Genomic DNA, 25,820 nt, shown 5'->3' on the forward strand with positions numbered 1-25,820 from the left:
AAATAAATTCCACACAATTAGAAAGTGATCATTTAGATGAAATATCGACTTTTTTCAATATCTCATGATATCAACGTTTTTTCGTCAAAAACCGACATGAGAAAAAAGTGAAAAAGTAAAATTAAGACATAATTGGTTTTATCCCCCGTCCAGTTCAAGTTGGACGGGTTTTTTGTTTTTTTTTCGAAATAACACTTTAATTTTCCTAAGACTAAAGTCACAAAAAAATGGTGCTAGAATGGTGAAAGTGATTCATTGAAGGAGAGTACCGATGTGAAAAAGTACCTGATTTTCAGTACCCTCGTTATCCTGATTTTTTTATTCGGATGCGAGGAAGAACGCGCACTCCGTCTCCAACCCGCTCCTGAATATTATCAAGGACGTGCCTTGTTACCAAATGGACAACAAATCGAAATTCCAGAATCCGATCGCGCAACCATTATCGAATTGTGTCAACCAGACAACGCGACGCCAACGATTCCAAGTGGCAAAAGACATTGGCTCGGGACGGTCACATTAACCCAACCATTGACTGATGTCACTTCCTTATCCGCTTTTCCGACAGCTACTTTTTTCACTGTCGAAAATAAATCATATGTTCAATGTCAATTAGACGCCCTCACGTATGTTACAAAAATTGATAAGATGCCTGAGAGTTTAAATGATGTTCAATATGCAGCTGATGCTTATCCTGATGTTGCTAAAATTCGGTTTGCCGAACCTCACGAATATGCGCATTTTGCACAAGAGATGAAAAATCCGATAGGTAATGAGCCCTATCCAGAGCGAAAAGGCATCGAACACACCCTTTTCCACCTCACCATGCCATTCAATGGTGAGTTCGAACTGACGTTTGAATCTTCAGATGGCGAAGAACACCTGACAATTCCAATTCAATCATCACGTCAACCTTATTTGTCATTCGGACTCGGGACCGAAAAATCTGACGATACGTTACAATATGCGATTTATACAAGTCATGACCAAAATGACTATCAGGAAGTATTACGACCGAAACAAGCTCATATGTCACAGATGTTTGGTGCGAAGATGGCCTCACAACTTCCCACAGTTCTTGTACCCGGCCACCGCTATCCACTCTATAGCTTTACATTTATGAATGAAGGAACAGCTCAGCGCCAAAACGTTTCACTTACGTATCATGAACCTAAATTACTATATGGAAAAGAATTGGACGAAAAGATTCATAATAAATTAAGTAGTCAACGTCATGTCGTTTTCCATGATTTGGCACTTATCGGAACTGAATCAAAAGACGCCCCATTCCTCCAGCATGTCGGTCAAGATGAAATGAAATTTATTTTCCGCGCAATCAAACGGGCCAATGCGACTGCCTATGCAGGCAAACCTGCTCCTACACCTTACGTGACATTATTTAAAGGGGTATGCGCCCAAACGTTTGACGTCAGTTATGAAGGTACGAATGTGTACTTGACCAATTCAAAGACTGGATCTCACTTCAAACTGTTACGTGAAGACGCAATCAAATGGCATAACCTATTTGGAGAAAACAGGTGAATCAAAAATCAATTCGGGAAGAGGAGATTCGCCAAACCTTCCGTAATTATCATAGCGGATTATTCCGTCCCCAGCAGTCAAATAAGCAAAGGGAGCTTCTCGACTTGAGAGCTCCCTTTGCTTATTACGATTGATCCGGTTGTAAAACCGTTTGTTGTGTCGGAACATTTCCGATTGGTACAGTACGCTCGACGAGAACGTAACGCTTGCCTTCCACCTCAAACTTACGGTCGCCAAGATAGTGAGCGGCCTTTCCATCTTCGTATAGTTTCGACAAGATAGCAGGTACGTACTCTTCTAGCTTTGTATAGTGTTCATCAAGGGTCATGACGATATTGCCACCCTTATATCCGAGCCAGTAACTATAAAAGAACCAACCTAACGACAGTACTCCGAGAATTCCTAATCCAATTGTAAGTAGCTCCATCATGTTATTCCTCCAATTTTTTCATGACAATCTGACGTTTCGGGACGAATCCAAGTTCGTCATAAAAAGAAGCGGCAGTAGAATTGATTATCCAGTAGTCCAGTTCAATCGATTTGAATTGGTGGTCAAGCGCCCATTGCTCCATCCGTTCCATCACACGTCGACCATAACCATTCCGTTGATACGTTGTGTCGATACTGATGTGATGAACATACACGGTTCGGACAGCTTGACGAAAAGCATTCGCTTCACTCACTTTCTCCTCGAACCATATGTAACCGATTGGAGTTGCTTCAAGCTGCATCACCATATAGTGATGGCCGGGTCTTCCAATCAGTGTTAAAAAGGCTTCATACATCTTCTCTTCCTCATACTCCGCAAAGAATTCTGGGTTCATCCGGAAATGATGCTCATGAATGGAACGATTCAACCGTGCGATGAGACGTGCATCGGTCGTAGGGATAAATGTGATCTCCATCATCCGGTATAGTTTGAAGAATTTCGATCTTCGTTCACACCGTGCGGTTTTTCAATTCCTCGCAACGTATTGTCATTCGAAGCTTGAGTCCCTTTCCCTCCTAGGCGACGTTGAAGCGGACGTGCCAAAAAGTAACCCACGAGGAGCGAAATAGGTAACACGATAAAAAATGTACCGAGTAGCGTCATCATATACCCTTTGTCTGTATCTCCGGCAATCATGCGGAGAAGAATGAACAGCCCTGTGAATATAAGTGCAGCCAAAGAGTATTCCACACATTTCCCGAGAAATCTTTTCATACGACATCTCCCCCTTTAAGGTTTGATGTATTATACGACCATTCCCATAAAAAGGTTTCAAACCCCATGATTTTCTTTATACCACTGTGTCGCTAGCCGTTCCGTCTCGATAATCCAATTATGCTTCCCTTGAATGTACCCCTCCATATCTTCTGGGTGCTGCGCTGCGAGTTGAAGTTTCAATGCACCATAGTCATCTCGCACGTCAGGGAAGGTACGTAAGTAATCTCGAAAGGCGAGGTGTCTGATGACATCCGGATTCCCCTCTTCAAACACATGCACGTGAACCGTTCTCTCTTCTTCCCCTTTACGGAAATAACGCCGCTTCGGAATACCGTATTCACCGAGTCCTCGATAACCGAGCGCTTCCATCCGCTCCATATACGCATCGACTCGTTCAATGTCCCGTACGACCGGCATCATGTCAATGATTGGTTTCGCTGCTAACCCTTCGACCGATGTGCTTCCGATATGATGAATCGCAACGAGTTCCTCTTCGAATAGTCGACGCAACTTTCCCGCCTCTTCTTCAAATTTCCGCTTCCATTCCGGACTGTACTTCACCACTTCGACTTTTCTCATGATTCGTTCCTCCTCACTAAAATCAATACTCTCTATTGTCATCATACCCTTTCTAAACATCGCTCGACACGACGGATTCCACTTCAAAAGGTTTGTACACAAATAAAATGGGAAACCCTATATTAATGACTTGAGAACTGGAGAGTGAATGGATATGTTGACCGAAGAACAAATCGAAACGTTTAAAAAACGACTGTTGAAAGAAAAAGCAAAGACAGAAGGATATATGGATAACCGGGAAGAGACATATGATGAAGGAGAGCTCTCCCATTACGATAATCATCCTGCTGACTCGGGCGAAGAACTCTTTTTGCGTGAACGCGACCAAGCACTCAACGAACTTGATGAGGAGTTCTTAAGCGATGTCGACAAGGCTTTACTCGCCATTCAAAATGGAACGTATGGAAAATGTGAAGTATGCGGGAAAGACATTGAACTAGACCGTCTTGAAGTCATCCCGGAAGCTACGCTATGTATCGAGCACGCTCGTGCACAGGAAGAAGAAGAGCACGAACATGAACTTGATCGACCAGTCGAAGAAGACGTGTTGAACCCGAATGAGACGGCCCGTCGTAAGGAACTAGACGGAACAGATGAACCCGGTCAAAAAACGGATGCCTTCTCACAAGTTGAAGATTATGGAAGCTCGGATACGATTGCCGATAGTGAAGGCAATCACGATCCGACACGCGAACAATAAAAGATGCCCTGACCTCAATCGAGAGGTTCAGGGCATCTGTCTGCTTAAAACGTTGCTTTCACTGGAGAGGCACCACCAAGGCGTTCTGCCACTTTCATCGGATTGACGGCATTTCCAGCTGAAGTGGCCGAGAAATTGTAGTCCCCTTTATGAATTTCAAAATGTAAGTGTGAACCTGACGAGTTGCCCGTGTTTCCGAGTTGACCAATCGGTTCACCTTGGCGCACCGTCTGCCCCTTTTTCACATCGACTTTATGCATATGGGCATAGACCGTCGTCCATTTTTGACCGTCTACGTTATGCTCAATTTGAATATGGTTTCCATAAGGTCCACTTGAGCTAACTTTTGTGACTGTTCCAGCTTCTGCGGCGTAAATCGGTGTGCCTGTTTTAGCGGCAATATCGAGACCGTTGTGGAATGTGTATCCGAACTGTCCGCTCGCCGCACCGAATCCTTGAGAGAGGCGTCCTTCTGCGGGCATTAAGAACCGATCAGGAGCCATCGCTTCGTACTGCTTCTTCAAATTGCTTAACTGATTCGTTTGCTGCTTATATTGTTTTGACTTCTCGTCATATGATGTCTTCACATCTTGACGGGTCGCTTCCATCTGTAGTTGTTCTTCTTTTAACTGTTTCAACGTTTCGTTTACTTGCTCTTTCTTTTCAACGAGTACATGATGCGCTTCCTCTGCATCGGCGGCTTCCGCTTTCGCACTCGGTAGGACAGAAGAAACGACTTTTGAAAAGAGTGATCGTTTTGTCGGAACAAGGTCTTCTTCCACTTTTTCTAACTCTATAGAAGTGCCTTCAATCTCGTCTCGCAACGCTTCCGCTTTATGGTCGACTTGCTTCAATTTTGTTTGAATGGCTTGAATGGATTGTTTCGTATCTTTTACTTGCTGTTTCGTTTGTTGCAAGGATTCTTCCGTATGAACAAGGTCTTGCGGGGATATGTCGTTAGCGGATACGGTTTGTCCTTGGAATAAGAGAACACCGGCACCTGCCGTCATGATGAGTTGTTTCCACATATATATAATAAACCCTCCAAATTGATACATTCATAAATTTTAAAAAAGCTACATGTGCGAATATACCACTAGGAGGTTAAAAATTTCAATATATGAAGTTTTTCATTTTCGTTTCATAGATGACAGAATGATGTGAAAACCATAACGACCGCTTCACAATCGTTTCACCCACGTTTCCTCGTATAATATTTTGTAAGGACGACCCCAACGATTGAAAGAACGGTGACACCCATGCCACCCAACATGAAGAGCTGTGACATATGTTTGGGGATGTTCGTGGTCAACGCAATTAAAGTTAATGTGTTCCCACCGATCAACCCAATGATGCAAATCACTATTAGTCGCTTCATAAGGCATTCTTCACCATTTCAAATTGTGCTATCTCGTCTTGAACAAATCGTAATCGTTGTGCTGCTTCAATCCATTCAGGACGGTCCGACGTCAAGGTGATATGAAGTGGCGATCGGCTCGCAGCCGCCCGCAACAACCATTCCGCATCCTCGGCGTGACCAAAAACATCGAGCAATACATGATTGCGGTATAACAAAAAACCTTCTTGTTGATCTTCTACCACTTTCACAAGTTCCGCCTCCTGTTGGGTCACACGCACATCGCATTGCCAAATCGGAACATGCTGAGCTGTCGGATATAGTCGGCCGAACAGCGTTTGAATCGGTTCCGAAGTCATCTGAGCGGTCGTTACAAGTGGTACCGCTTGAAAGTAATAAATTTCACGTGTCGTCTTGTATCCAAGTTGATGATAAAGCGACAACGCCGCATCGTTCCCTTGAATCACTTCAAGTAAGCGAGTACCTTTGGCGCCCTTTTCAAATCGTTGCATCAACTCGGTCGCAACGCCTAATTTCCGGACGTGTGGGGCGATCGCAAGACCGCCACAACGCGTCTGCCATCCTGAATCAAGATGTGCAATCCCACTCAATACGACGCCAACCGGCTCTTCCCCGTCATAAGCGACGATTGAACGAGACGGCTGATTTTGGTCTCTTACGAGAAAGACGTCTTCAAACGTCTGCTCGTCGAATTGGAACGGAATGATATAATCAGAAAAACCAGTCATAAACGCGCGATATATATCTTGCAGTGGCGGATTTTGGCGATATGTAAATTGTGTAGACATATAACTCCTCTTTTCTGAAAGAAATGAATAACGACCGAAGGAGACTTCTCATGAAAATCACACTCGAACACCGAAATGAGTCGCACCAATCAATCCTTGATACATTTGATTTACCAACGGACCAAGAGAAGTACACGACTCTTCCAAAAGACATGGATCATTCATTACCTGATGGCGTTCATCCAATTATCGTCGTCGAGTCGAAGCCGATCGGTATGTTTTTATTACATGACAATGAACGCGTCGCTTCCTACACGAACGAACCAAACGCCTTACTGTTCTCCGCTTTTTCCATCAATTATGAGGAGCAAGGCAAAGGTTACGCTAAAGCGGCGCTCCGAGAACTCCCGACATTCGTGCAACAACACTTCCCACATGTTCGTGAAGTCGTCTTGTCGGTCAACTTGAAAAACGAGGCCGCTTTTTCACTCTATACGACAAACGGATGGATTGATACCGGACGTCGAATCGGTGGGCCGATCGGCGAACAACGTATTCTTTCCTTAACGATTTAAGGCATCCATTCGTGTCAAACTCTCAAATACGTTTTGCCAGTAAGTCAGACGATGCGGGGCTAAATCGGTTTGCGTGATTTGAACAAGATGATTTGTCATTAGGGAGTTCCCTTCAATCGTCCGCAATCTTCCTTCTGTAAGCGCCAAAAGCTCGTTCCTATGTACAGCTACGATATCCATCACTTCCCCGTCGTCAAAATGAATCGGCTCACCTTGATAGAGATAGCAATACGTATGTGTAAATTCGCGATCGACAAACCCGTCTAGTTCAATCGTGTCTTCAAAAACTCCCATAAAAGCAAGCTGTTCAAACGTCAACGACAGTCCAAGCTCTTCTTCAATTTCACGAACGCCATCTACAATCGTCTCGTCTGTAGTGAGATGTCCCGCCGCAGTGATATCATATTTCCCGGGAAAATCCTGTTTCTCCATGCTTCTTCGCTGAAGGTAGATGAGGTCTTGTTTCTAAAACCAACAGTGGAACGTCTCATGCCAATCCCTATCAAGATGAACCTGTCCTCGCTCCTTCTCCCCTATTTCCCGGTGATTCTCGTCAAAAATGGTGAGGTGCTCCTTCATTCAGACACCCCATCTTCTAAAAATCGAATCGTTCCATTCGTCGCATCCAACTCGGCCTGAATGCCGATTGGGAAAACGTGAGACGGAAACGTGTGTCCGATATCAACATTCGTCAGAATCGGAAAATCTTTTTCTCCGATGACTTCAAGCAACAAGTCGTTGAATGAGAAGGGGGCCGATTGATCTTGAAAATGCTCATGCTTCCCGATGATCAATCCCGAAATTTCATCAAATACGCCAGCCAGCTTTAGCATGCTGAGCAAACGTTCTTCTTCAGCCATGGTCTTGAACGAGTCTTCTAGGAATAGAATCGCTCCTTTCAAATCAGGAAAGTAATCCGATTTGAAGAACCCGGACATCGTGTTCAAATTCCCGCCAATCAACGTCCCCTGTGCCTTCCCATCCCTAAGTGATATCCATCCTTCATTCGGTTGGAACGTCTTGACGCGTTGTTGCGTCGACCAATCGAGCATCTCTTCGGTCCATTTATCAGGGATATGTAACTGAAACGGAGCGTTTCGTTCTAAGCAGAGAATATCTTTGACATATTGCTCCCCCGCCTCGAACATCCCACCGTATTCACCGAAAGAAGGGACGATTGCCGGACCGTAGAATGTGACGACTTCCGTTTTGGCATAACACGCCATCAAGATTGCCGTCACATCACTATAGCCCATGATGATTTTAGGTTGACGTCGCAATTGCTCATAATCGATATACGGTAGCAATGAGTTTGAATTCGTTCCTCCAATCGTACTGATAATCGCCTTCACTTCAGGGTCATGTAACAATGCATTCAGTTCGTCCGCGCGACTCCGAATGGACGATGACCGATATCCTTCTGTTCTATATGTACACGTGCCCTCTTTCACCTTGAATCCCATCCGCTTGAGCTGTTCGACGCCACGTTGATAGCGCTCCTCAAATTGAACAGGTGCCGGAAAAGAAGGCGTAATGATTCCTATCGTATCCCCGAATTGCAACTTTTGCGGTGTAATCATGATCCCCACTCCAATCCCTTGTAACATCGTTATGACGTATTATACCGCAGGAGTGGTAGATTACGATTCAAAATAAATCAGGGTCTTCCGATAACGTTCTCACTTTTCGAACTTTCGCTGGTCGTCCAGTCCACCCGAGCGCCACAAAGAAAAATGCACCTGCGAATAAGCCAAGTAGTGTGGTCAATCCCACTTGAACGCCAACGAACCCATACTGTTCTCCCATTTTCACCAGTAAAATCGGCGCGAACAGACAAGTCATACTGAGTGAAAGAAGACCTCCCCATACCCGTCGCTTTGCATTACCGATTGTAAACCAACCAAACGTAATCCATACACAAGCAACCAATCCTAGCGCCGCAACCGTCATCCACATTCGCCGCACCTCGCCTTTCGTTTTTCTTTCTATTCCCTATTTTTATTATGATTCCTACTATTTTTTCAAGTAATGAGAGAATTTCCGGGTAAAGGTAAATTAGACAAGATGCGAAACGGGACAATGAAGGAGTGGGTTGATATGAGTTCACGATTAACCTTTGCCCTAGTCTTTCTCGGCCTTTTTTTAATCGTCGTTTATTGGATGAGTACGTGGAATGACAATGTTGTCGAAGGACAGATTGAGCGAGTCGATATTCCTCAGCTATTGATTGAATCTGAGTCCTCAGAAGAAATCAGCTTGCGTGTGATTTTGATCAATGACCAAACAGAAGTGACGGGTATCGTCAATAGCGTACAAGACTTACAAAGCGGTCAGCTCGTCACGATCGAAGTCATCCCCACCGAGTCCGACTTGAACATCGCGCGTACGATTGAAGTCACGTCGCCATGATTTTCTGAAATGAAGCGTAACTTTTCCAGAACTGTGGAATATGAGAAGGAGTCATAAAAAGGAGTGATTAGATTGATTTCAAATAAATTACTATCTGGAAAAGTAGCGCTTGTCACCGGAGCGGCCTCTGGAATTGGACGCGCCGCTGTCATCCGTTTCATTCAAGCGGGTGCAAAAGTCGCCATTCTTGACCTGAATGAAGAAGATACGATGCGTCTCGCTAGTCTCGTCGGAGAAGAAAGGGCCATCGGCATTAGCGCGGATGTTTCGGATGAAGCAGCAATGAAAGAAGCGTATGAACGGACGATTGAGCGGTTTGGTCAAATCGACATCGTCTTCGCGAACGCCGGACGAAACGGGACCATCACACCGATTGAACATCTATCTATAGAAGATTGGAACGGTGTTGTAGAGACGAACCTGACGGGAACGTTTTTGACCGTCAAACATGCGATTCCTCATTTGAAAGAGAATGGGGGGAGTATCATCATCACCTCTTCGATTAACGGCAATCGCTACTTTAAAAATTTTGGTTTCAGCGGCTATGCGACAACGAAAGCAGGACAGACCGGCTTTGCGAAAATGGCAGCTGCCGAGCTCGCACAATTCGGAATTCGCGTGAATTCGATTTGTCCAGGGGCGATCGATACGAATATCGACGATTCGACTAATCGGGACGATGCGTTGCTTGAAGAAGTCGTGATCCCCATCGAGTATCCACTTGGGAATCAACCCCTTGCCGGAAAATCCGGTTCCGCGAAACAGGTCGCTGACGTTGTCTTGTTTTTCGCGAGCAACATGTCGAGCCATGTCACCGGTTCTGAAGTGTATGTCGACGGTGCAGAATCCCTCTTGTAACTCAAAATCAGCTCACCTCGCATGAGGTGAGCTGATTATTTGAGGATTGGACTTTTCATGACCGCTTTTTGGTAGAATGGCTGAAATCCGAGCCGTTCCATATTACGTCCGGAGGCCGAATCGACTTTCGTCGTTACGGTCAGGACGTCACATCCAATCGCTTTCGCCTCGGCGATTCGTTCCAAAATGAGTTGCGTCTGGTATCCTTTTTGTCGGTAAGTCGGTACGGTGCTCGTCAGAAACAGTTCTCCGATTCCGTCTTGCGTCGCTAGGATCCCACCCGCTACGACAGTGTCCTCTTCTCGGACGAGATAGGCGTGGTTACTCGGTAACGCATAAAACCCTTTGGCCGTATCGACTGTCTCTTGAAGAATCGTTCCAGATTCTGCAAATCCGGCCGCAATCGCGGTTGCCCATTCATTGAGCGTCTCATCCTGTACCTTTTCGACTTGATTCGAAGAAGATGGTCCGTCATATTTCGTTACATCTAACGTCCACACGTCTAAAAAGTGATCGAGCGTATAATTGCGTTCTTGCAGTAAGCGCAGTAAGGAATCATCCGCTAATGGACAAACTTCGATATGTAGGCGAGACACATTTTTCCCGCGCACCCACTTTTCCATCTGATGCAGGTCATAGAAGCTTGTCGGTCGGTTGAGTCCGAATCCGACTGCAAAGCTCATATTCCCCATTTTGAATACGTGCCCTTTACCTTCAACGTGCAGTTCCGCACCTTCATAGGGAGGGGTTTGTTTGCGGTGGCGAATATAAGCAGACGTCCCCTCCGCTTTGATACCTTCGATGCGTCGTGCCAATTCTAAACGTTTCACTCTGTTCCCTCCCTTGTTTCTTCCATGTTGAGTGTAGCATATCACGTTCGAATCAAGTGACCGAATCGGATCAATCGTTCTTTGACAGTAGGTACGAGTTCAACAGAATCGAGCACAGTGTCCCACTCCTCTAATCTCACATCGATCACTTCATCGATTTGTAAAGAGAGTTGTCTCAAATCAATCAACCGCTCGCTCGTGTATACATACAAATCTAAGAAGTACGTCTCGCGCTTGATCGTCGTCACGAAACGAAGCTGTTCAGGCAAGACACATAGTCCCAATTCTTCTTGAAGTTCACGGACCGCCCCTTCGCGACTCATCTCTCCCGCTAAAATCGAACCGCCTGTCCCTTCCCAAAGAAGAGGATATTTCTTATCAGGATGACGCCTAGAGAGTAACAGTTTGCCATCCGGATCAAATGTGAACACCTCGATGACCGTATGGAACGTGTTCGGTTCCAAGTCGTCACCTCGAAAATGGGTTCGTCCGAGCGGTTGCCGATTTTCGTCTAGTAAATCCCACGTTTCCCGGCTCATGGACGAATCTCATCAACCACAAACGATGACGATCCTTGAATTTCTTCGAGGAATTGAGAGCCGAACAACATGGCCGGTGTAAAACTCCCGGCAAGCATTCGACCGGGACCGAGTAATCGTTTGACGACGGCGAGCGCCCCATACACGGTGAAAGCATACGTACTCGCCGTTTGAATTCGGACGACAATCTTTCGTCCTTCTGCATTTGTCGCTTCGCCCCATACGTAGGTCGATGATTTTTCACGTTCAGCCTCGTCCGGTCCAGATACGTTCTCGTCGACATATCGGAGCAATCGCTTTTGGACGGCGTCTTTTCCGAGAATCGGGCTGAACCATGACAAAGTACGTGCAACATAGGCAGCCGCTGTCGGCACCGGCACCCACGTCGTAATATTCGGGATGTCCGTCGTATAGTAGGCGGTCGAAACGTCTCCCCAAGGAATCGCAATCGCGGTGCGGCTTCCACGTCCGAAATCAATCGTTCTGCGCTTTGCCCCAATCGGAAATGGTGATAACTTTCCGTTCACACGCTCCATACTGCTCGACCCAAGCCCACGGACGGCTGTTTTCATCGTTCCTGGTGAAATGCCACCTGCCGCCGAAAAGCCGAGAGCGAGTGATGTCGCATCCGGCAATAGTTCCTTTAACTTTCGCGCCACACAGTCAGTCGGAATGACATCAAATCCAACGCCCGAACATAAAATGATGCCACTTTCCTTCGCCTGAGCCGCCCGTTGTTTAGAATGGACGTATTCAAACACGTCAATTTCCCCGGTAATATCCAAGTAATGCGTGCCTGTCTCCAAACATGCTTCAATCATGACTTGACTCGTATCCGTGAAAGGACCTGCACAATGAAGGACTAAATCTACATCGTGAAGCGCCTCTATTGCGGCTTCACGACTCAATGCGAAAATCGATGTTTCGCAACCGAGCTCGTCTCCGAGTCGATGAATCGCTCGCGCCTTTCGACCGGCAAGAACCGGACGCATTCCGTCACGAACGGCTTGTCGGGCAACCAGCTCACCCGTATAGCCATTCGCCCCATAAATCATCCATCTCATTTTTACTCCTCCTTATGTCAATGTGTCCTTGTTCGTTTCCCTAAAATAAGTTGAATCGAACGAAAAAATCTTGGATGACATCGATGATATACACACTTCCCGTTACAATAAGCAAATATCCGATTGGGATGAGCAGACTTTTTACTGCAGCTCGTTTCATCACGTCCATCCGATTAATCAGTCGACGATCGATGAGGAAAAACAGAATAGTCGCGAGAAGACTGAGCCATGACAAGACGAGTCCGAATAGTATATGTAAAGCGAACGAGGTGAACCACCTTGATCGTTTCGAACCGAATCGATTCGCCAACCAGTCACTTCACCATGAGGTCACGACACCATAGGTCAACATGATTGGAAAACTGACCGCTACATAGGCAACCGCCATCAGAAGGAAGCCACTCAGTACATCACTCATTCCTCCATTTTCTCGTACACCCGTCATGGTGACCCCGCACGCTAACAGAATCGCATAGATGGGCGAGGTGATCGATGCTGTGACGATTTTTCGATTCCACATCTACGTTCCCCCTAATCCCTTCCAACTTTACACGACCTGTTCTGAAAACGCACAAAAACCAGCCTAAATTTAGGCTGGCTTCGCGATTTGTTAATTGTTTGCAACTTCTCCCGCTTTCGTACGGACCGATTGCATCGCTTCCGTCCATGGAAGGAGTTGGTCGATCATATCGTTGACCGATTGTGCTTGAACGTCTTTCGGAGCGAAATGCGTGCCGTTCTCGAAGTCTGTGAAGAGTGAGAGGGCAGGATGGACACGGACGTGAGCGATTGACAATTCACTCAAAACACCCCGTAGATGTTCTGTTGCCCGCGCTCCACCGACAGAACCGTATGAGACGATTCCGGCTGCTTTGTTGTTCCATTCGACGCGTAAGTAGTCGAGTGCGTTTTTAAGAGATGCTGAGATGGAATGGTTGTATTCTTGGACAATGAAGATGAATCCGTCCATTTGCGCAATTTTCTCCGACCAGGTCGCTGCGCCTGATGCGTCTTGACCCGCTTCACCGAGGAGCGGTAAGTTATAATCTGCGATGTCGATGACTTCATAGTTGGCATCGCCACGTTTGTCGGCGAGTTCTTTTACCCATTCCCCGACTTGTGGACTGACGCGACCTTCACGAGTTGATCCGAGTACGATTCCGATGTTTAACATAGTAGTTCCTCCTTGGTTATGTTGTGATGCATCTGATTTTCCAAACAAGCGATTCAAGAAACTCATTTCATGCCCTCATATTCTTTCTCAAATGTTTTCGTGCTTCTGACCGTATCGAATGGTCGTACCATCGCCTCGATTTGCGAACGTTTCGCTTCGAGGAATGGCGGGAGTGACAATTTCTCACCAACTGTCTCATACGGCTCATCCCCCATAAATCCTGGTCCGTCTGTCGCCCATTCAAACAAGATTTGCGGTGCGACACGCGCATAAGACGATTCAAAGAAGAAGCGATCGACGTAGCCAGAAGTCGGCAAACCGAACTGCTCGAGACGTGCTGTCCATTCATCGAGGACGCTACGGTCTTCGACACGGAATGCGACGTGGTGCACGGTACCGAACCCTTGACGTGCTTGCGGAGATGTCTCGTCGTGAATGACGATCACTTGCGCTCCGTTTCCACCCTCACCTCCTTCAAAGAGGTAGACATCGCCTTCTCGTCCAATCTCTTTGAACAGCACCACTTGCTCCATCACTTGTTTGAAATACGTGATGTCGGCGATCCGAATAAAGATGGGACCGAGTCCCGTGATGGCGTATTCAAGCGGGATCGGACCGTTTTGCCACGGTTCGCCCGACGCGATACCTTCGTTGAATTCATCCGAGATGAGCTGATACGCCTGTTCATCAAAGTCGATGAACGAGAGCGTCTTCTTCCCGAACTGTTCTTGAATGCCTTCGTGCTCGACGCCGAGACGGTCGAAGCGACGGGCCCAATACGTCAACGCTTCATCATTCGGCACGCGGAATGATGTCTTCGCAATCTCATTTGTCCCATGCTTGCCTTTCAGGATACCTGGGAAGTCGAAGAAGGTCATGTCTGTCCCGGCATTCCCTTTATCGTCTGCAAAAAATAAGTGATACGTTTGAATGTCGTCTTGGTTGACCGTTTTCTTTACCAAGCGCATCCCAAGAATATGGGTGAAGAAGTCATAGTTTTTTTCGGCACTACTCGTGATTGCCGTGACGTGGTGAATTCCTTTAACATGATTCATCATTCTCTCTCCTTTTATATCTTGATTTCAAGATAAATGATTAAAATTTTTTGCGGCTTCTGCCCGCTTCCTAATTTATTTCAACTGTTCAATCGTTTCGCTTAAGTGCATCCCTTCAAACACAGCGTTCATATGCTCCGTATGTTTCGGGAAAATATCTTGCATCAGGTGCTCTCCTTTGTGATATAAAAACTCCAGAACCGTTAACTCGATCGCATTTAATCCGTAAGACGCCACTTCCTGTTTCACCAGATCCTGTAACGACTGAGAGGCGCGCAACAGCACGGTAATCGTTGTCAATTTGTTCAAGAGAGTGATTGACTTCGAATTTAATATCTTTAATTCAAGATAAATGTAACATGCCCTCATTCTAGCGTCAATCGATTTGATTCCAAAAATAAGACGGGTTGCCCCACCCCATTCTCCTTTAATCATATGTCTCATTTAAGTTTCTCGCATAGAATGCGATGGCACGGCGGTACCTTGCGATACTCTCGTCCGGTTTCGGGCTGGCGAGTAACTCGAGTAACGCACCCGTCGCCTCTTCATGGCGACCGACGTTATAGTGCGTCATCGCCTGAAACACCTTGAGCGCCCCATGATTCGGGAATTGCTCGATCCCCTCTTCAAATAACTGTTCCGCCTCCGCGTATCGACCGAGTGCCCGATACGTGCTGCCGAGTCCGAGATACGATTCTACCAACTCACCCCCGGTCAACCCGAGTCGGATGGCTCGTTCATAATGCGGCACCGCTTGATGCTCTTCCCCGAGCGAGTCATAGCACCACGCGCAGTATGCATGTAGTCTCGGATTCTTCTCATCTTTCCGTAAGAGCGATAGGAACAGTTGCTTCGCCTGCTCGAGTTGTCCCTCCTCGCGGAGACGAACGGCTCGATCAAACTCATTTTCTTCTGTCACGTCGGTCACCTCCTGTGCGAATTCTTGGTCTAACCACGCTTGTAACGTTTCATAATACTTACCGATATGTACCCCATCGACGAGTGCGTGATGGGCTTGTACGGATAGCGGCATGACCAGACGTTCGCCTTGACGCTCGAACTTGCCCCATGCGATGCGCGGTACGCTATCGTGTTGTTGATGATGCGTCGGGTGCATGATGCTCGTGAACGTGACCCACGGGACGCTCGTGATATACAGTAAATCGTCGGGCTCGTCATCCCCGACCACGACTTCGTCGGCAGCTTGTTCCATCCGCATCGTCACTTCCTGTAAGAACGTCGGTAAATCTTCATTAAACGTAGCCGCACAAAAATTGAAGACGTCCTCGTCTAACATGACTGTGAACGACGGATGGACCACATCGTGTTCGACGACCTCTTCTCCACGGATCCGATAGCGTAATTCCGGAATCGCATTCGCCGTTCTCACCGCACCATATAAAAAGAGCTTGAAGAACGATTGATTGCTCGCTTTCGCATATGTATAGAGATTTGTCACATCCACGTTCGCCGTCACGTTAAAATGTGGTGCGTCAAACGCCTTGAAAAATTCAAAGTGTTTACGTCGTGCCCACGTCTCGATTTCAATTTTTCTCATAAAAACTCCCCCTCCTACGCTCTTACTGTAGCAGAGAGAGTTGATCTACTCATAATTTTTGTTTTAACTGTTCGTAATGTCCTTTTGCCAAATCAAAGTAGACGAAGTCTCCGCGTTCGATTCGTTCGAGCGTCGCTTCGAACTCACGCCATCCCCGCTCGACTTGCTCAGGCGTCAGCTCGCCACTCTCGGCCGCCTCCTCGAACTCATCCTCATCCTTTTTGACGATATCCCCGTTCGGAAACACGAGAATATCGAGCAATAAATCGTCCATGTATGGAATCCCATTTTCTTCACCGATTCCGTCGACGAGGTCGATATACCATTGCACGATCTCGCCTTCCGGATTGATCATAGCTGTCACACCGAACGGTTCATTGTCCGGGAAATATTGGAGCCAACTAAACCCGGCATCCGCCACAATGAATTCTTCGCCTTTATGCATTTTATATTGAGGTGCTCGGACCTCATCGATTTGGAACAAGGCGACCACTCCGGAAAATTGTTCCGTCTGAACTCGAACTTGTGCGTAACGGTTCTTTAAAATCCGTTCCCAGTCTCGTCGATTCGCATACTTTCGTTTTGACATATGAATCTCTCCCTTTCCGTCATCTCTGTATGATACAGTTCGCCAAAAGAAGGGAAATCCCTTGTTAGTCATACAGGTTATGCTGATTGAACCAGACGAGATGACTTTGCTTCAAGCGTTTCCGCTCGACCATACGAACGAACGCATCTGTCGAGATGAAACGATTCCCGGGATGAAGGTCGGCCAGCATCATGAGGATGAGGCGTGATCCACGTTCCCCTTCCTGAAGGGGGATATGCTCCATCTTCCCTTCACCATTGAAGCGATTGATGAACAGCTCGACTTTACACTCTTCTTTTAAGAGTCGGGTCGTCACGTACGCGACTTGGCTGATGATTGACTCGAAGTCGTGATGCAATGTATAGCCTGACGGACCACTCAAGTCCACTGCGAACGTGAACGTGTCGAGTGATGTCTTTTGAAAAACTTTCGACTGGACTCGCCCAAGTTTTGCCGTCGCGACCCAGTCAATCTCCTTGACCGGTTCCCCTTCATAAGGTTTCGACCCTAGAATCTGCAGTGGGTTCCGAAGTGGTGAAGCGGTCAAAGGACGATCTCCGAGCGCTAAACGTTTCGTGCCGACCGGAGGGTGTAGCGTGAGGGAAGGCAGCACCGTCCACCGCTTCTCGATCGGACACTCAAGCAGATACGTCCCGAGATGAAACGGGAGCGTCACAGCAAGTACGCATTCTTCGATGTAGGCAGGACCTCGGAATTCGGCTTGAATGTGAAGCATGTGACGAGCCTGATCTGCCCGTAACGTCAAATCCAAACTATTCGGGGACCGGTCGTGGGCTGGAAAGCTGAGCGCTGTATTGGATTTCAGTCGAACACGAACCGGAAGCCCGAGTCGTTCGACGACTTCACTTCCATCTAAAATCAGTTGCACCTCCGTCTCATCGCCAACGAAAAGGAGGGATTCATGAGTATGTATGTGAAGCCGAAGAGCTTGTTCCAACTGTTTCCGTGTCCGTTCAAAGAACCAAACGATGCCCGCAAGTAAACAAAGCGCATACCCGACAATCTCCATGTACGGGACGAATACGAGAATCACCCCAGCGAATCCATAAACCGGGATCCATTGTTTTTGTAGGGCGTTATGTGTCGAGAACGTCATCTTCAGCCCTCGACCGGGACAGAAACGGTGTCTAAGATGTAGCGGATGATGTCCTGTTTCGTCGATTTGATGCCTCCTTCAAGCGTCAACGTCAGACGATGGGACAAGACATAAGGTGCCACGGCTTTCACATCTTCTGGAATGACGTACAATCGATCGTTCAGATAGGCATAACTTTGAGACGCTCGCATGAGCGCGATGGCTCCGCGTGGACTGACACCGACCTCGACGGATTGGTGTTCTCGTGTCGCATGGACGAGCCCGAGTAAGTAATCGAGGACATCATCTTGAATCGATACTTGCTTCACTTCCTCCTGGGCTCGGCGTAACTCGTCTAACGTCGCAACCGCCTCCACGGTTTTCCTCGTTTGGCGCATCACTTGTAAGAGGAGTTCTCGCTCTTCTGCGACATCAGGATAACCGACTGGAATCGAAATGAGGAAACGGTCGAGTTGGGCATCCGGTAACGGGAACGTCCCCGCTGATTCAATCGGGTTTTGCGTCGCGATGACGAAAAATGGTTTTGGCATCGGATACGTCTCTCCCCCGATGGAGACTTGTCGTTCTTCCATTGCCTCAAGCAAGGCGGACTGCGTCCGTGGAACCGCTCGGTTAATTTCATCAATCAAGACGATGTTCGCAAAGATCGGTCCTTGGCGATGATCGAACGTCTGCGTCTTCATATTAAAATAGTCTGCGCCAATCACGTCAGACGGTAACAAGTCGGCCGTGAACTGAATCCGAGAAAACGCGCCGTCGAAGCTAGCTGCAATCGTTTTGGCCAGTAACGTTTTTCCCGTTCCCGGTACATCTTCTAACAAAATGTGTCCTTCCGCGAGTAACGCCGTACAACAGAGGCGTACGACATCCTCTTTGCCTAAATACACCTCGTTCAACTGTTTGATGACTTGCTCCATGCCCATATGACGACCTCCATTTTTTGTCTTAATCAAACTTTACCTTTTTATGGTAAGATAAACAACAAATAGTCTGAAAATTCAAAAGGAGGTGTCCTCTTGCGCTGGACGAACAAATTTCTTCTCATGATTGCCACCACACTCCTCGGGACGTTCACGATAATGGTGATCACGACGAGTGTATTCGAATGGCTCTATAACCCAGAAACGATACCGGTCGAGGAAAGTCATAGTCTTCCGACTGATCTCCTATCGGATGAAGATGATGGAATTTTAATTGGTGAATCCAAAGCAGATTACCCATTTGAATTGGATCCTCAAAAAGGGAAACATAACTTTTTTGAGAGAATCACGGGCTCTGGAGAATCAACACGACGAAATCTCGGGTTTTTCGTTGCTTTGATTGCGCTCGGTTGTCTGTCCTTTTATATCTATCGAAAACGGAAGCAACGTTTGTCGCGCGCACGAGATCATGCTGATTCAAGCACAGACTTGTACCCACAAGATGTGCAGAACCAGAACGCTTCGTCCATTTCGACGCTCACAGCGTTCACAAATATCCCGATTCGCGATGCGCTGATCACATTTAACCAATCTCTCGTACCAGCCAAGCGATTGCGTGCTCACGAGACATTGCAAGAGTGGTTCCAACGCATCGATTTACCGATGAACCCGTCCGTTTATCATGCGGTTCGCTACGGCACATCTTTAGGTGTGACGATTTCTGAAGAAGATACACTTCACTTCAAGAGAACACTTGATACCTACGCGACACGTCCTCACCCCGAGTGAGAATGTGCACAGGTTCTGCTTTTTCATCATGAATGATAAAATGGTGGAAAATGTCAGTTAAGGGGATGGAAACATGAGACGATGGGCGATATTCGGATTAAGTGCACTTTTACTCACGGGTTGTACGGATACGGTGGCAGACAATCCAATCCCAGTCGAATCACCCGATGAACCCATCACCGAATGGACGCGAGAAGATTTCAAAGACGTCTATGACCAATATGAACAAACGAAACCGCTCCTTACTGCCCTTGAACAACAAGGAATCAAACCGTTTCGTGAGACGTTCGAACGCGTCATCATCGCCGGAAACGGCCTCGAGCATACGTATGCGGATATTTACCCGTTCAAGCTCGATGACGGGACGTATGCTACCATTTTCGACAGTCAGGACGGAACGGTGATCAATGGCTCTGAGTCGGTCGCTCCGCTATTTTGGCAAGAGGAAACCTTCCTTCAATACGTCGAAGAGATTGAAAATCGGAAATTCGGTACAAGTGCTCCACCTACCGATGTCGTCCTCACGCAGGATGAATTCCAAACGGTCTATGACCGCCATGCCTACACGTCAGCCCTCCTCGTCGAACTCGATGAAGCGGGCGTCGAACTGGCCCGGGACCCAATCGATGACGTGATCATTGCCGGGAACGGCGTGACCGAAGTGACTGCCGACTTGTTCGTGTTCGATGTCGAGAACGGATATGCCATCGTATACGACCAGGATGGAGAAATATTAAAAGGTCCCGAATCCATCTCACCGCTCTTTTGGAACGAGAAGGACTATGAGGACCTGTTAGCCAAGAATGAGGGATAATTCCGCCCCTTTTCCGATTTTAGCTATGCTATACTCAAGTCATTGAACCACCTCCACCTACGCTTCGCTTAGAAGTGGAGGATTCCTGAGTTATCCTCTCTAACGAGAGAAACGTGATCAGGCTAGCCCCGTCGTCCCGACGGTTGAAGAAGCCAACAGGCGCTCGGCTTCTTGTCTGAGGTTCAGTCCTGCGTTCACATCACGGTCGTGGTGGACCCCGCAGTTCGGGCATGTCCATTCACGCAATGCGAGATGCTTCACGTCTTTGTGTTGATGGCCGCAACCCGAGCACGCTTGGCTCGAGGCGAAGGTCTTCCCGACCTTCACGACGGTCTTCCCGTACCAGTCGGCCTTATACTCGAGCATGCGGAAGAACGCCGACCAGCTGACCTCGGAGATTGACTTGCTCAACTTGCGGTTCTTCTGCATATTCTTCACCTGCAGGGTCTCGATGCCGATGACGTCGTGGTTTTTGACGATCTCGGTCGACACCTTGTGCAGGAAGTCGGCGCGTTTGTTGGCGATTTTCTCATGGATGCGGGCGACTTTCCGCTTCTGCTTCTGGTAGTTCTTCGCCTCGGAGAGTCTCACCTTCTTGTTCAGGGCGATGCGCTGGCGACGGGACAACTTGCGCTGCTCCCTTACCAGCTTCTTCTCGAGCGTACGGAAATAACGGTCGTTCTTGTACAATGTGCCGTCCGATAGAACGGCAAAGTTCTTCAGCCCGACGTCGACGCCAACCGATGAACCGGTCTTCGGCAGTTCACCGATTTCCCGCTCTACGAGAAGGGAGACGAAATATTTGCCCGAAGCCGTGCGTCGGATCGTGGCGCTCAGGATGCGACCCTCGACCTGTCTCGATTTGGCGAAACGCACCCATTTCAGCTTCGGGAGTTTGAGTCGATGCCCGACGATCGAGACCTCGGGGAGCTGGGAATTGCCTTGGATGTTCGTCTTGTAGGATTGGACTGGGTTTCGTTTCGACTTGAAACGAGGTCGCTCGTTCTGCTTCTTGAAGAAACGGTCAAACGCATCGGCCAGGTGTCTGACGCTCGTTTGGACAGACGTGCTATCGACCTCCTTCAGCCACTCGAACTCTTGTTTCAAGAGAGGGATTTCTTTCGAACAAGAACCGTAGGACAATCCTTTCCCTGTCAGTCTGTAGCTTTCATCCCATTTCGCCAGGAAGTGGTTGAACACGAACCGGGAACAGCCGATCGTCTTGGTGATCAGAATTTCCTGTTCCTTCGTCAGATAGATCCGAAACTTGTAACCCTTGTGCTTCACCATATGACGTTCACCTCCTTGGTGGAATTATACCCGAAAGACAGGCTGGCGATTCATCTCCCACTTTCACGTAAGCCCTGTCCTTAACGTTTAGAAGTGGGAGTATTCTCGCCTAATTTTAATAAACGACCACTAGGGGAGCCTTCGGGCTGAGACGGCATTTGCCGGACCCTTTGAACCTGATCTGGCTCATACCAGCGTAGGGAAGTGGCTTGGGATACGTCTCTGTATATCCACGCCATTTTTCCGTCTGGAAACGTGGCGTTTTTATTTTGAAAGGAGACTATTCATGCGTATTCAACAACTCACTTGGATGGCGATGCTCGTCGCCATCGCCGTCGTCGGTTCGATGTTCATCTCGATTCCCACAGGTGTTGCCCGTGCTTATCCGATTCAGCATATGGTGAACGTGATCGCCGCAGTTACTGTCGGTCCAATCGGAGCCGTTCTCGTCGCTTTCGTCACCGGACTTATTCGCGTCATGACCGGCACAGGATCACTGCTCGCATTCCCTGGTGGCATGATTGGCGCGTTTCTTGCCGGCATTTTCTTCGTTCGTACGAATCGCGTCTATGCTGCCGCTCTCGGAGAAATCATCGGGACTGGGGTTATCGCTTCGTTGATTGCCGTCCCGTACGCGAAACTGTTGATGGGCTCGACGTTCGGTGCTTTCTTCTTCGTCCCGGCGTTCCTGGCCTCTAGTTTGACCGGCGCGCTTCTCGGTTGGCTCGTCTTGTCACGCGTCAAACAGTTGCGACCGAGTATACTCAAATAAAAGCCCCTCAATTGGATGGAAATGGTAAACTATATACAACATCTATAGAGGAGGGGTTTTATGTCTCGTTTCAATCAACTTGTAGCGGGTGGTATGTTGTTGTTTTTGTCCGGACTCTTATACACACTCGAACGCATCGCACTCTACATACGTTGGTACGCCGAAATCTCAACCGGGAGTTGGTTGGAAAAACCGACGTTTGTCGATCCGTTTCTCCAAAACTGGTTCGTTACCCTATTCTTCTTTGCAGCTATCGTTCTCTTTTCGATGGGCATGAATGCTACAAAAACAACAAGTCCAGCCGAGAATCCGACCGACTCATGACGGTCGGTTTTTTGTATGATAGACCCAAATCGCTTCACCATTCCATTCATCAATTAAGCCGCTGTCGACAAAGCCGTTCTTCGCATAAAATCGTTTCGCAGCTTCATTCTCTTGATGGAGGCTCAGGATGATATCATCGACATCATATTTTGTCTGAATCCAGTCCACCGCCATGCGTAGGCACTTCGTTCCAACGCCTTTCCCCTGTTCGTTTTGATCCATCATGAAACGATCGAGCCACACATACCGTTCTGTCTGGTTTTCTGCTCCGACCATCATGAAGCCAACCGGTCGCTCACCGTCATAGAATGCATAGCTCTGCCAATTATATTTCGTATCCTCAGCCATCTCTTGAAGCGACTCGGCATTTGTCTCGATGAATCGGGACTGTTTCTCGTCCACTGTCAGAGCGATGACTGCTTCTCGATTGACTGCATCAATCGGTTGAATCGTGATTTCATTTCCTTTCATGCTTTCACCTCATTGATTTCTATCCTTTTCTCTCTTCCATACGATTTCTTCCGTAAAAAGTTTCTTACCCCGTATCTTCAAAAGCACGCGTTCGGTACACTAAAATGAATGGGAAGTTGTCGTCTTTTTCACATCATAGCTTCATCCGCTTAGTATTTGACTAGGCCATATCGTACACTTCACCAAAATTGAATGAGAGGAATCATCCTAATGAAACAAATCCATCATATCTGTATCCAAACGCCTGACTATCTTGCGTCCAAGACATTTTACGAAGCACTCGGTTTTGAACTCGTCCAAGAGTCGCGAAACTTCCATACGCGTGACTTCAACAGTTGGCTCAAGCTCGGGGATTTTTATATCGAGCTCCAGACTGCTAAAACGGATGAAACGTTACAAGATTACTCGAAACTTGCGGCCGGTCCCGTTCATTTCGCCCTCTATGTAGATGACCTCGAAGTGGAAGTTGCACGACTCGAACAGCTCGGCGTCACGTTTTTACCGAAGCACGGTGGCAACATCTATTTCGTCGTCGACGGTCATTTAAGTAAATTGAAAGCACCGGAAGGAACCATCATCGAACTGCGCGATACGTTTCTGATTAACTGAGGCCCTGTGCCTCTTTTTTGTTGAACACATCTTCACGTTTCCCGCACTCGTCTCATCGGGAATGGATATGAAAAGGATGTGTTGTTCATGATCAAATATCTCGATTATTGGAGCTACTTGTCACTCTCCCTGGCAAAGCTCTTCTTTTTTAGCTGGTTGACCGCGACGGCGTTCGACTTTTCGTTCTTTCTCATCAACTTGGCGACGATTTTGCTCCTGACGAGTTGGGCACTCACCGTGTCATATCCGATCCGCCGATGGATTTTATACGTTTCTCTGTTCCTGCATAGTACCCTGCTCGTCTCAGACGTCTGGTACTATCGCTATTTTGAAGACTTATTATCCGTCGCTTTACTATCCGACATCGGGCAGATGGGAGATGTCGGGGGTGGCTTTTTGACGCTCATCCGCCCAATCGATGCGTTCTTCTTTATCGACCTCATCATCTACGGTTTGATTTTGCGTTATATGAAACGTCATCCTGTCCGTGAAGTGAAGCGGAACGGAAGACGGTTAGCGATTGCCGGCTTCACACTTGGATTTCTTCTTTTCACGATCCCGCTCACGCTCAGTTATCAGCGTGGGGAAAAATGGATTGCAGACGACCCGATCTCGAATATGCGCGAATACTATCATCTTGGTTTTTGGGGATATCACGCGATGGATGTCGCCCGAGGCGTTGAACGTGCCATGGGCTGGAACGAAGCTTTGACAGACGAGGAGCGTTCTCAAATCCAAGCACTTTCTTATCAAGAATTAAGTGCCCCGAGTCAGGATACGAACGTCATCGTCTTACAACTCGAATCATTTCAAACATCCGTCATCGATCAACAGATTAATGGACAGGAACTGACCCCGAATTTGAACCGATTGCGACGTGACATGCTTTACTTCCCGAACGTGTATCATCAGACACATGAGGGACGGACGTCCGATGCAGAGTTCATCGTCAACATGTCACTCTATCCTGTCAAATCTGGTTCCGTCTACACGCGTTTCCCGGGAAATAAGTTCAGCGCGCTCTCTCAATCATTGAACGAGGCAGGCTATGATACAGCAGCCATGCACTCATTCCGTAAAGACTTTTGGAATCGGGATGATTTTTACGACAACATCGGGTTCAATCATTTCTTTAGCGACAAAGACTATCCCGATCAAGGAATCATCGGGATGGCACTCAACGACCAGGAATTCTTAAATACGTCGGTCGGATTTATGGAAGAGTTGGATGAACCATTTTACGCATTTTTAGTCGCTTTAACGAGTCATACACCGTACGATATCCCGGAAGACGAGAAGCGGTTGGACCTATCTGATATCGATGACCCCCTTCTCGAAAACTATTATCATACCGTTCATTTCGTCGATGCCGCAGTCGGTCAGTTCATCGATCGATTGAAACAAGATGGGCTGTGGGATGAGACGCTTCTCGTCATGTATGGTGACCACGATAGCGGTCTGACGGCACCTGGAGAAGAAATGGCTACCATCGAAGAAGTGGACTCGGCGGTTGACGCGTTTCAACTCGACCGTGCTGTCCCTCTCTTCATCAAACCACCCGGATTGACGACAGGAGAAGTCATGGAGGCGAGCGGTGGACAAATTGATATCGCGCCGACGATTCTCGATTTGCTTGGAATCTCCCCAGCGTATATGCTCGGCGACTCCTTATTGAATGATACGCCGAATCTGACCGTCTTTCGGACGGGTGCCTTCCGATACGAAGATATTTATTACGAACCAGACTTGACCGAACGAGCAGGGAATGGCACGTGCTATTCCGTCGAGACAGAAGAACCGGTCGTCTTTGATCGATGCAGCCCATATATCGACCGCGCGACCAACCAGCTCCGTCTCTCGGATACCATCATCGAGAAAGATGCCCTCTCACAAATCAATCCGTAATCGAAAAGCCTCCCGAGATATGTCTCG

35 protein-coding genes and 1 riboswitch are annotated in these 25,820 nt (G+C 47.6%); of the genes, 11 read left to right on the top strand and 24 right to left on the bottom strand.

The annotated features are described in order from the left end of the window. Positions 1 to 273 precede the first annotated feature (273 nt). Positions 274 to 1,539, top strand: a complete 1,266-nt coding sequence (locus tag KNO98_RS08105; protein WP_026824892.1) for a hypothetical protein — start codon at positions 274 to 276, stop codon at positions 1,537 to 1,539. A gap of 124 nt (positions 1,540 to 1,663) precedes the next feature. Here the strand turns inward: KNO98_RS08105 and KNO98_RS08110 are convergent, their stop codons facing one another. Genes KNO98_RS08110 through KNO98_RS08125 form a run of 4 tightly spaced genes read right to left on the bottom strand, consistent with a single transcriptional unit; the run spans position 1,664 to position 3,325 of the window. Next, a complete protein-coding gene (locus KNO98_RS08110) occupies positions 1,664 to 1,966 on the bottom strand; it encodes a hypothetical protein (protein WP_026824891.1) in 303 nt (100 codons plus the stop codon). Between the two features lie 4 nt (positions 1,967 to 1,970). Further along, entirely contained in the window at positions 1,971 to 2,444 is a 474-nt protein-coding gene (locus KNO98_RS08115; RefSeq protein WP_214700411.1) for a GNAT family N-acetyltransferase, read from the bottom strand. Beyond that, the gene (locus KNO98_RS08120; RefSeq protein WP_214700412.1) at positions 2,444 to 2,743 is read right to left on the bottom strand and encodes a hypothetical protein; all 300 of its coding nucleotides are present in this window, start codon (positions 2,741 to 2,743) and stop codon (positions 2,444 to 2,446) included. Before KNO98_RS08120 ends, KNO98_RS08115 begins: the two co-directional genes overlap by 1 nt. Positions 2,744 to 2,800: 57 nt before the next feature. Further along, complete coding sequence (locus KNO98_RS08125) at positions 2,801 to 3,325, bottom strand: GrpB family protein (RefSeq protein ID WP_026824888.1); 525 nt, start codon at positions 3,323 to 3,325, stop codon at positions 2,801 to 2,803. 154 nt (positions 3,326 to 3,479) lie between these two features. On the opposite strand from KNO98_RS08125, the gene KNO98_RS08130 reads away from it, so the two are divergent. After that, positions 3,480 to 4,025, top strand: coding sequence for a TraR/DksA C4-type zinc finger protein (locus KNO98_RS08130; RefSeq protein WP_026824887.1), 546 nt, complete (start codon positions 3,480 to 3,482; stop codon positions 4,023 to 4,025). Between the two features lie 44 nt (positions 4,026 to 4,069). On the opposite strand, the gene KNO98_RS08135 is transcribed toward KNO98_RS08130, so the two are convergent. The 3 genes from KNO98_RS08135 to KNO98_RS08145 form a co-directional block, all read right to left on the bottom strand. Further along, entirely contained in the window at positions 4,070 to 5,053 is a 984-nt protein-coding gene (locus KNO98_RS08135; RefSeq protein ID WP_214700414.1) for a M23 family metallopeptidase, read from the bottom strand. Positions 5,054 to 5,217: 164 nt separating this feature from the next. Next, positions 5,218 to 5,403 (bottom strand): hypothetical protein, encoded by a 186-nt coding sequence (locus KNO98_RS08140; protein WP_152538865.1) that lies wholly within the window; start codon positions 5,401 to 5,403, stop codon positions 5,218 to 5,220. Then, positions 5,400 to 6,191 (bottom strand): GNAT family N-acetyltransferase, encoded by a 792-nt coding sequence (locus tag KNO98_RS08145; protein ID WP_214700416.1) that lies wholly within the window; start codon positions 6,189 to 6,191, stop codon positions 5,400 to 5,402. Before KNO98_RS08145 ends, KNO98_RS08140 begins: the two co-directional genes overlap by 4 nt. Before the next feature lie 50 nt (positions 6,192 to 6,241). Here KNO98_RS08145 and KNO98_RS08150 point away from each other — a divergent pair, with 50 nt between their 5' ends. Next, complete coding sequence (locus KNO98_RS08150; protein ID WP_214700418.1) at positions 6,242 to 6,706, top strand: GNAT family N-acetyltransferase; 465 nt, start codon at positions 6,242 to 6,244, stop codon at positions 6,704 to 6,706. On the opposite strand, the gene KNO98_RS08155 is transcribed toward KNO98_RS08150, so the two are convergent. The 3 genes from KNO98_RS08155 to KNO98_RS08165 form a co-directional block, all read right to left on the bottom strand. After that, complete coding sequence (locus KNO98_RS08155) at positions 6,695 to 7,159, bottom strand: NUDIX hydrolase (protein ID WP_353047761.1); 465 nt, start codon at positions 7,157 to 7,159, stop codon at positions 6,695 to 6,697. The genes KNO98_RS08150 and KNO98_RS08155 overlap by 12 nt on opposite strands. A 122-nt stretch (positions 7,160 to 7,281) precedes the next feature. Then, positions 7,282 to 8,286 carry a S66 family peptidase gene (locus tag KNO98_RS08160; protein ID WP_214700422.1) on the bottom strand — a complete coding sequence of 335 codons (1,005 nt, stop codon included), beginning with the start codon at positions 8,284 to 8,286 and terminating at the stop codon, positions 7,282 to 7,284. Positions 8,287 to 8,353: 67 nt separating this feature from the next. Then, positions 8,354 to 8,662, bottom strand: coding sequence for a hypothetical protein (locus KNO98_RS08165; protein WP_214700424.1), 309 nt, complete (start codon positions 8,660 to 8,662; stop codon positions 8,354 to 8,356). 141 nt (positions 8,663 to 8,803) lie between these two features. Between KNO98_RS08165 and KNO98_RS08170 the strand changes: the two genes are divergently transcribed. Beyond that, the gene (locus KNO98_RS08170) at positions 8,804 to 9,115 is read left to right on the top strand and encodes a hypothetical protein (RefSeq protein ID WP_026824882.1); all 312 of its coding nucleotides are present in this window, start codon (positions 8,804 to 8,806) and stop codon (positions 9,113 to 9,115) included. A gap of 72 nt (positions 9,116 to 9,187) precedes the next feature. Next, positions 9,188 to 9,973 carry an SDR family oxidoreductase gene (locus KNO98_RS08175; protein ID WP_214700425.1) on the top strand — a complete coding sequence of 262 codons (786 nt, stop codon included), beginning with the start codon at positions 9,188 to 9,190 and terminating at the stop codon, positions 9,971 to 9,973. A 35-nt stretch (positions 9,974 to 10,008) separates the two neighbouring features. On the opposite strand, the gene KNO98_RS08180 is transcribed toward KNO98_RS08175, so the two are convergent. The 12 genes from KNO98_RS08180 to KNO98_RS08235 form a co-directional block, all read right to left on the bottom strand. Continuing rightward, on the bottom strand, positions 10,009 to 10,803 hold the full coding sequence (locus KNO98_RS08180; protein ID WP_214700426.1) for a GNAT family N-acetyltransferase: 795 nt from the start codon (positions 10,801 to 10,803) through the stop codon (positions 10,009 to 10,011). Positions 10,804 to 10,844: 41 nt separating this feature from the next. Further along, positions 10,845 to 11,342 (bottom strand): NUDIX hydrolase, encoded by a 498-nt coding sequence (locus KNO98_RS08185; protein ID WP_214700427.1) that lies wholly within the window; start codon positions 11,340 to 11,342, stop codon positions 10,845 to 10,847. Then, the gene (locus KNO98_RS08190) at positions 11,339 to 12,406 is read right to left on the bottom strand and encodes a saccharopine dehydrogenase family protein (RefSeq protein ID WP_214700428.1); all 1,068 of its coding nucleotides are present in this window, start codon (positions 12,404 to 12,406) and stop codon (positions 11,339 to 11,341) included. Before KNO98_RS08190 ends, KNO98_RS08185 begins: the two co-directional genes overlap by 4 nt. 40 nt (positions 12,407 to 12,446) lie before the next feature. Then, the gene (locus tag KNO98_RS08195; RefSeq protein ID WP_214700429.1) at positions 12,447 to 12,716 is read right to left on the bottom strand and encodes a hypothetical protein; all 270 of its coding nucleotides are present in this window, start codon (positions 12,714 to 12,716) and stop codon (positions 12,447 to 12,449) included. 9 nt (positions 12,717 to 12,725) lie between these two features. Beyond that, entirely contained in the window at positions 12,726 to 12,926 is a 201-nt protein-coding gene (locus KNO98_RS08200) for a hypothetical protein (protein ID WP_214700430.1), read from the bottom strand. A 90-nt stretch (positions 12,927 to 13,016) separates the two neighbouring features. After that, a complete protein-coding gene (locus KNO98_RS08205) occupies positions 13,017 to 13,646 on the bottom strand; it encodes an NADPH-dependent FMN reductase (RefSeq protein WP_371742775.1) in 630 nt (209 codons plus the stop codon). Continuing rightward, positions 13,643 to 14,635, bottom strand: coding sequence for a ring-cleaving dioxygenase (locus KNO98_RS08210; RefSeq protein WP_214700432.1), 993 nt, complete (start codon positions 14,633 to 14,635; stop codon positions 13,643 to 13,645). Before KNO98_RS08210 ends, KNO98_RS08205 begins: the two co-directional genes overlap by 4 nt. A gap of 75 nt (positions 14,636 to 14,710) precedes the next feature. Beyond that, complete coding sequence (locus KNO98_RS08215; protein WP_251129532.1) at positions 14,711 to 15,079, bottom strand: hypothetical protein; 369 nt, start codon at positions 15,077 to 15,079, stop codon at positions 14,711 to 14,713. Beyond that, positions 15,063 to 16,193 (bottom strand): tetratricopeptide repeat protein, encoded by a 1,131-nt coding sequence (locus tag KNO98_RS08220; protein WP_214700433.1) that lies wholly within the window; start codon positions 16,191 to 16,193, stop codon positions 15,063 to 15,065. Before KNO98_RS08220 ends, KNO98_RS08215 begins: the two co-directional genes overlap by 17 nt. A gap of 49 nt (positions 16,194 to 16,242) precedes the next feature. Continuing rightward, positions 16,243 to 16,782, bottom strand: a complete 540-nt coding sequence (locus KNO98_RS08225; protein WP_214700435.1) for a DUF402 domain-containing protein — start codon at positions 16,780 to 16,782, stop codon at positions 16,243 to 16,245. Between the two features lie 64 nt (positions 16,783 to 16,846). Further along, positions 16,847 to 17,899 (bottom strand): DUF58 domain-containing protein, encoded by a 1,053-nt coding sequence (locus KNO98_RS08230; protein WP_214700437.1) that lies wholly within the window; start codon positions 17,897 to 17,899, stop codon positions 16,847 to 16,849. Between the two features lie 2 nt (positions 17,900 to 17,901). After that, positions 17,902 to 18,822, bottom strand: a complete 921-nt coding sequence (locus KNO98_RS08235; protein ID WP_214700439.1) for an AAA family ATPase — start codon at positions 18,820 to 18,822, stop codon at positions 17,902 to 17,904. Positions 18,823 to 18,915: 93 nt separating this feature from the next. Between KNO98_RS08235 and KNO98_RS08240 the strand changes: the two genes are divergently transcribed. Both KNO98_RS08240 and KNO98_RS08245 read left to right on the top strand, forming a co-directional pair. Continuing rightward, entirely contained in the window at positions 18,916 to 19,608 is a 693-nt protein-coding gene (locus KNO98_RS08240; protein ID WP_214700441.1) for a hypothetical protein, read from the top strand. Between the two features lie 73 nt (positions 19,609 to 19,681). Continuing rightward, the gene (locus KNO98_RS08245; protein ID WP_214700442.1) at positions 19,682 to 20,422 is read left to right on the top strand and encodes a hypothetical protein; all 741 of its coding nucleotides are present in this window, start codon (positions 19,682 to 19,684) and stop codon (positions 20,420 to 20,422) included. Positions 20,423 to 20,539: 117 nt separating this feature from the next. Here the strand turns inward: KNO98_RS08245 and tnpB are convergent, their stop codons facing one another. Continuing rightward, entirely contained in the window at positions 20,540 to 21,712 is a 1,173-nt protein-coding gene (gene tnpB, locus KNO98_RS08250; RefSeq protein WP_214700443.1) for an IS200/IS605 family element RNA-guided endonuclease TnpB, read from the bottom strand. 121 nt (positions 21,713 to 21,833) lie between these two features. After that, positions 21,834 to 21,932: riboswitch (TPP riboswitch) on the top strand. Positions 21,933 to 21,998: 66 nt separating this feature from the next. On the opposite strand from tnpB, the gene thiW reads away from it, so the two are divergent. Both thiW and KNO98_RS08260 read left to right on the top strand, forming a co-directional pair. Next, complete coding sequence (gene thiW, locus KNO98_RS08255) at positions 21,999 to 22,484, top strand: energy coupling factor transporter S component ThiW (RefSeq protein WP_214700445.1); 486 nt, start codon at positions 21,999 to 22,001, stop codon at positions 22,482 to 22,484. 60 nt (positions 22,485 to 22,544) lie between these two features. Then, positions 22,545 to 22,808: a hypothetical protein gene (locus KNO98_RS08260; protein ID WP_214700446.1), complete on the top strand. Its 264-nt coding sequence runs from the start codon at positions 22,545 to 22,547 to the stop codon at positions 22,806 to 22,808. Here KNO98_RS08260 and KNO98_RS08265 read toward each other — a convergent pair. Further along, positions 22,803 to 23,279, bottom strand: a complete 477-nt coding sequence (locus KNO98_RS08265) for a GNAT family N-acetyltransferase (protein WP_214700447.1) — start codon at positions 23,277 to 23,279, stop codon at positions 22,803 to 22,805. The two genes, KNO98_RS08260 and KNO98_RS08265, sit on opposite strands and share 6 nt — an antisense overlap. Before the next feature lie 210 nt (positions 23,280 to 23,489). Here KNO98_RS08265 and KNO98_RS08270 point away from each other — a divergent pair, with 210 nt between their 5' ends. Further along, the gene (locus tag KNO98_RS08270) at positions 23,490 to 23,888 is read left to right on the top strand and encodes a VOC family protein (RefSeq protein WP_214700448.1); all 399 of its coding nucleotides are present in this window, start codon (positions 23,490 to 23,492) and stop codon (positions 23,886 to 23,888) included. Between the two features lie 87 nt (positions 23,889 to 23,975). Further along, positions 23,976 to 25,793, top strand: coding sequence for an LTA synthase family protein (locus tag KNO98_RS08275; protein ID WP_214700449.1), 1,818 nt, complete (start codon positions 23,976 to 23,978; stop codon positions 25,791 to 25,793). Positions 25,794 to 25,820 lie beyond the last annotated feature (27 nt).

Origin of the sequence: Exiguobacterium sp. s57 (assembly GCF_018617685.1) — a bacterium.
Classification (GTDB): domain Bacteria; phylum Bacillota; class Bacilli; order Exiguobacteriales; family Exiguobacteriaceae; genus Exiguobacterium; species Exiguobacterium marinum.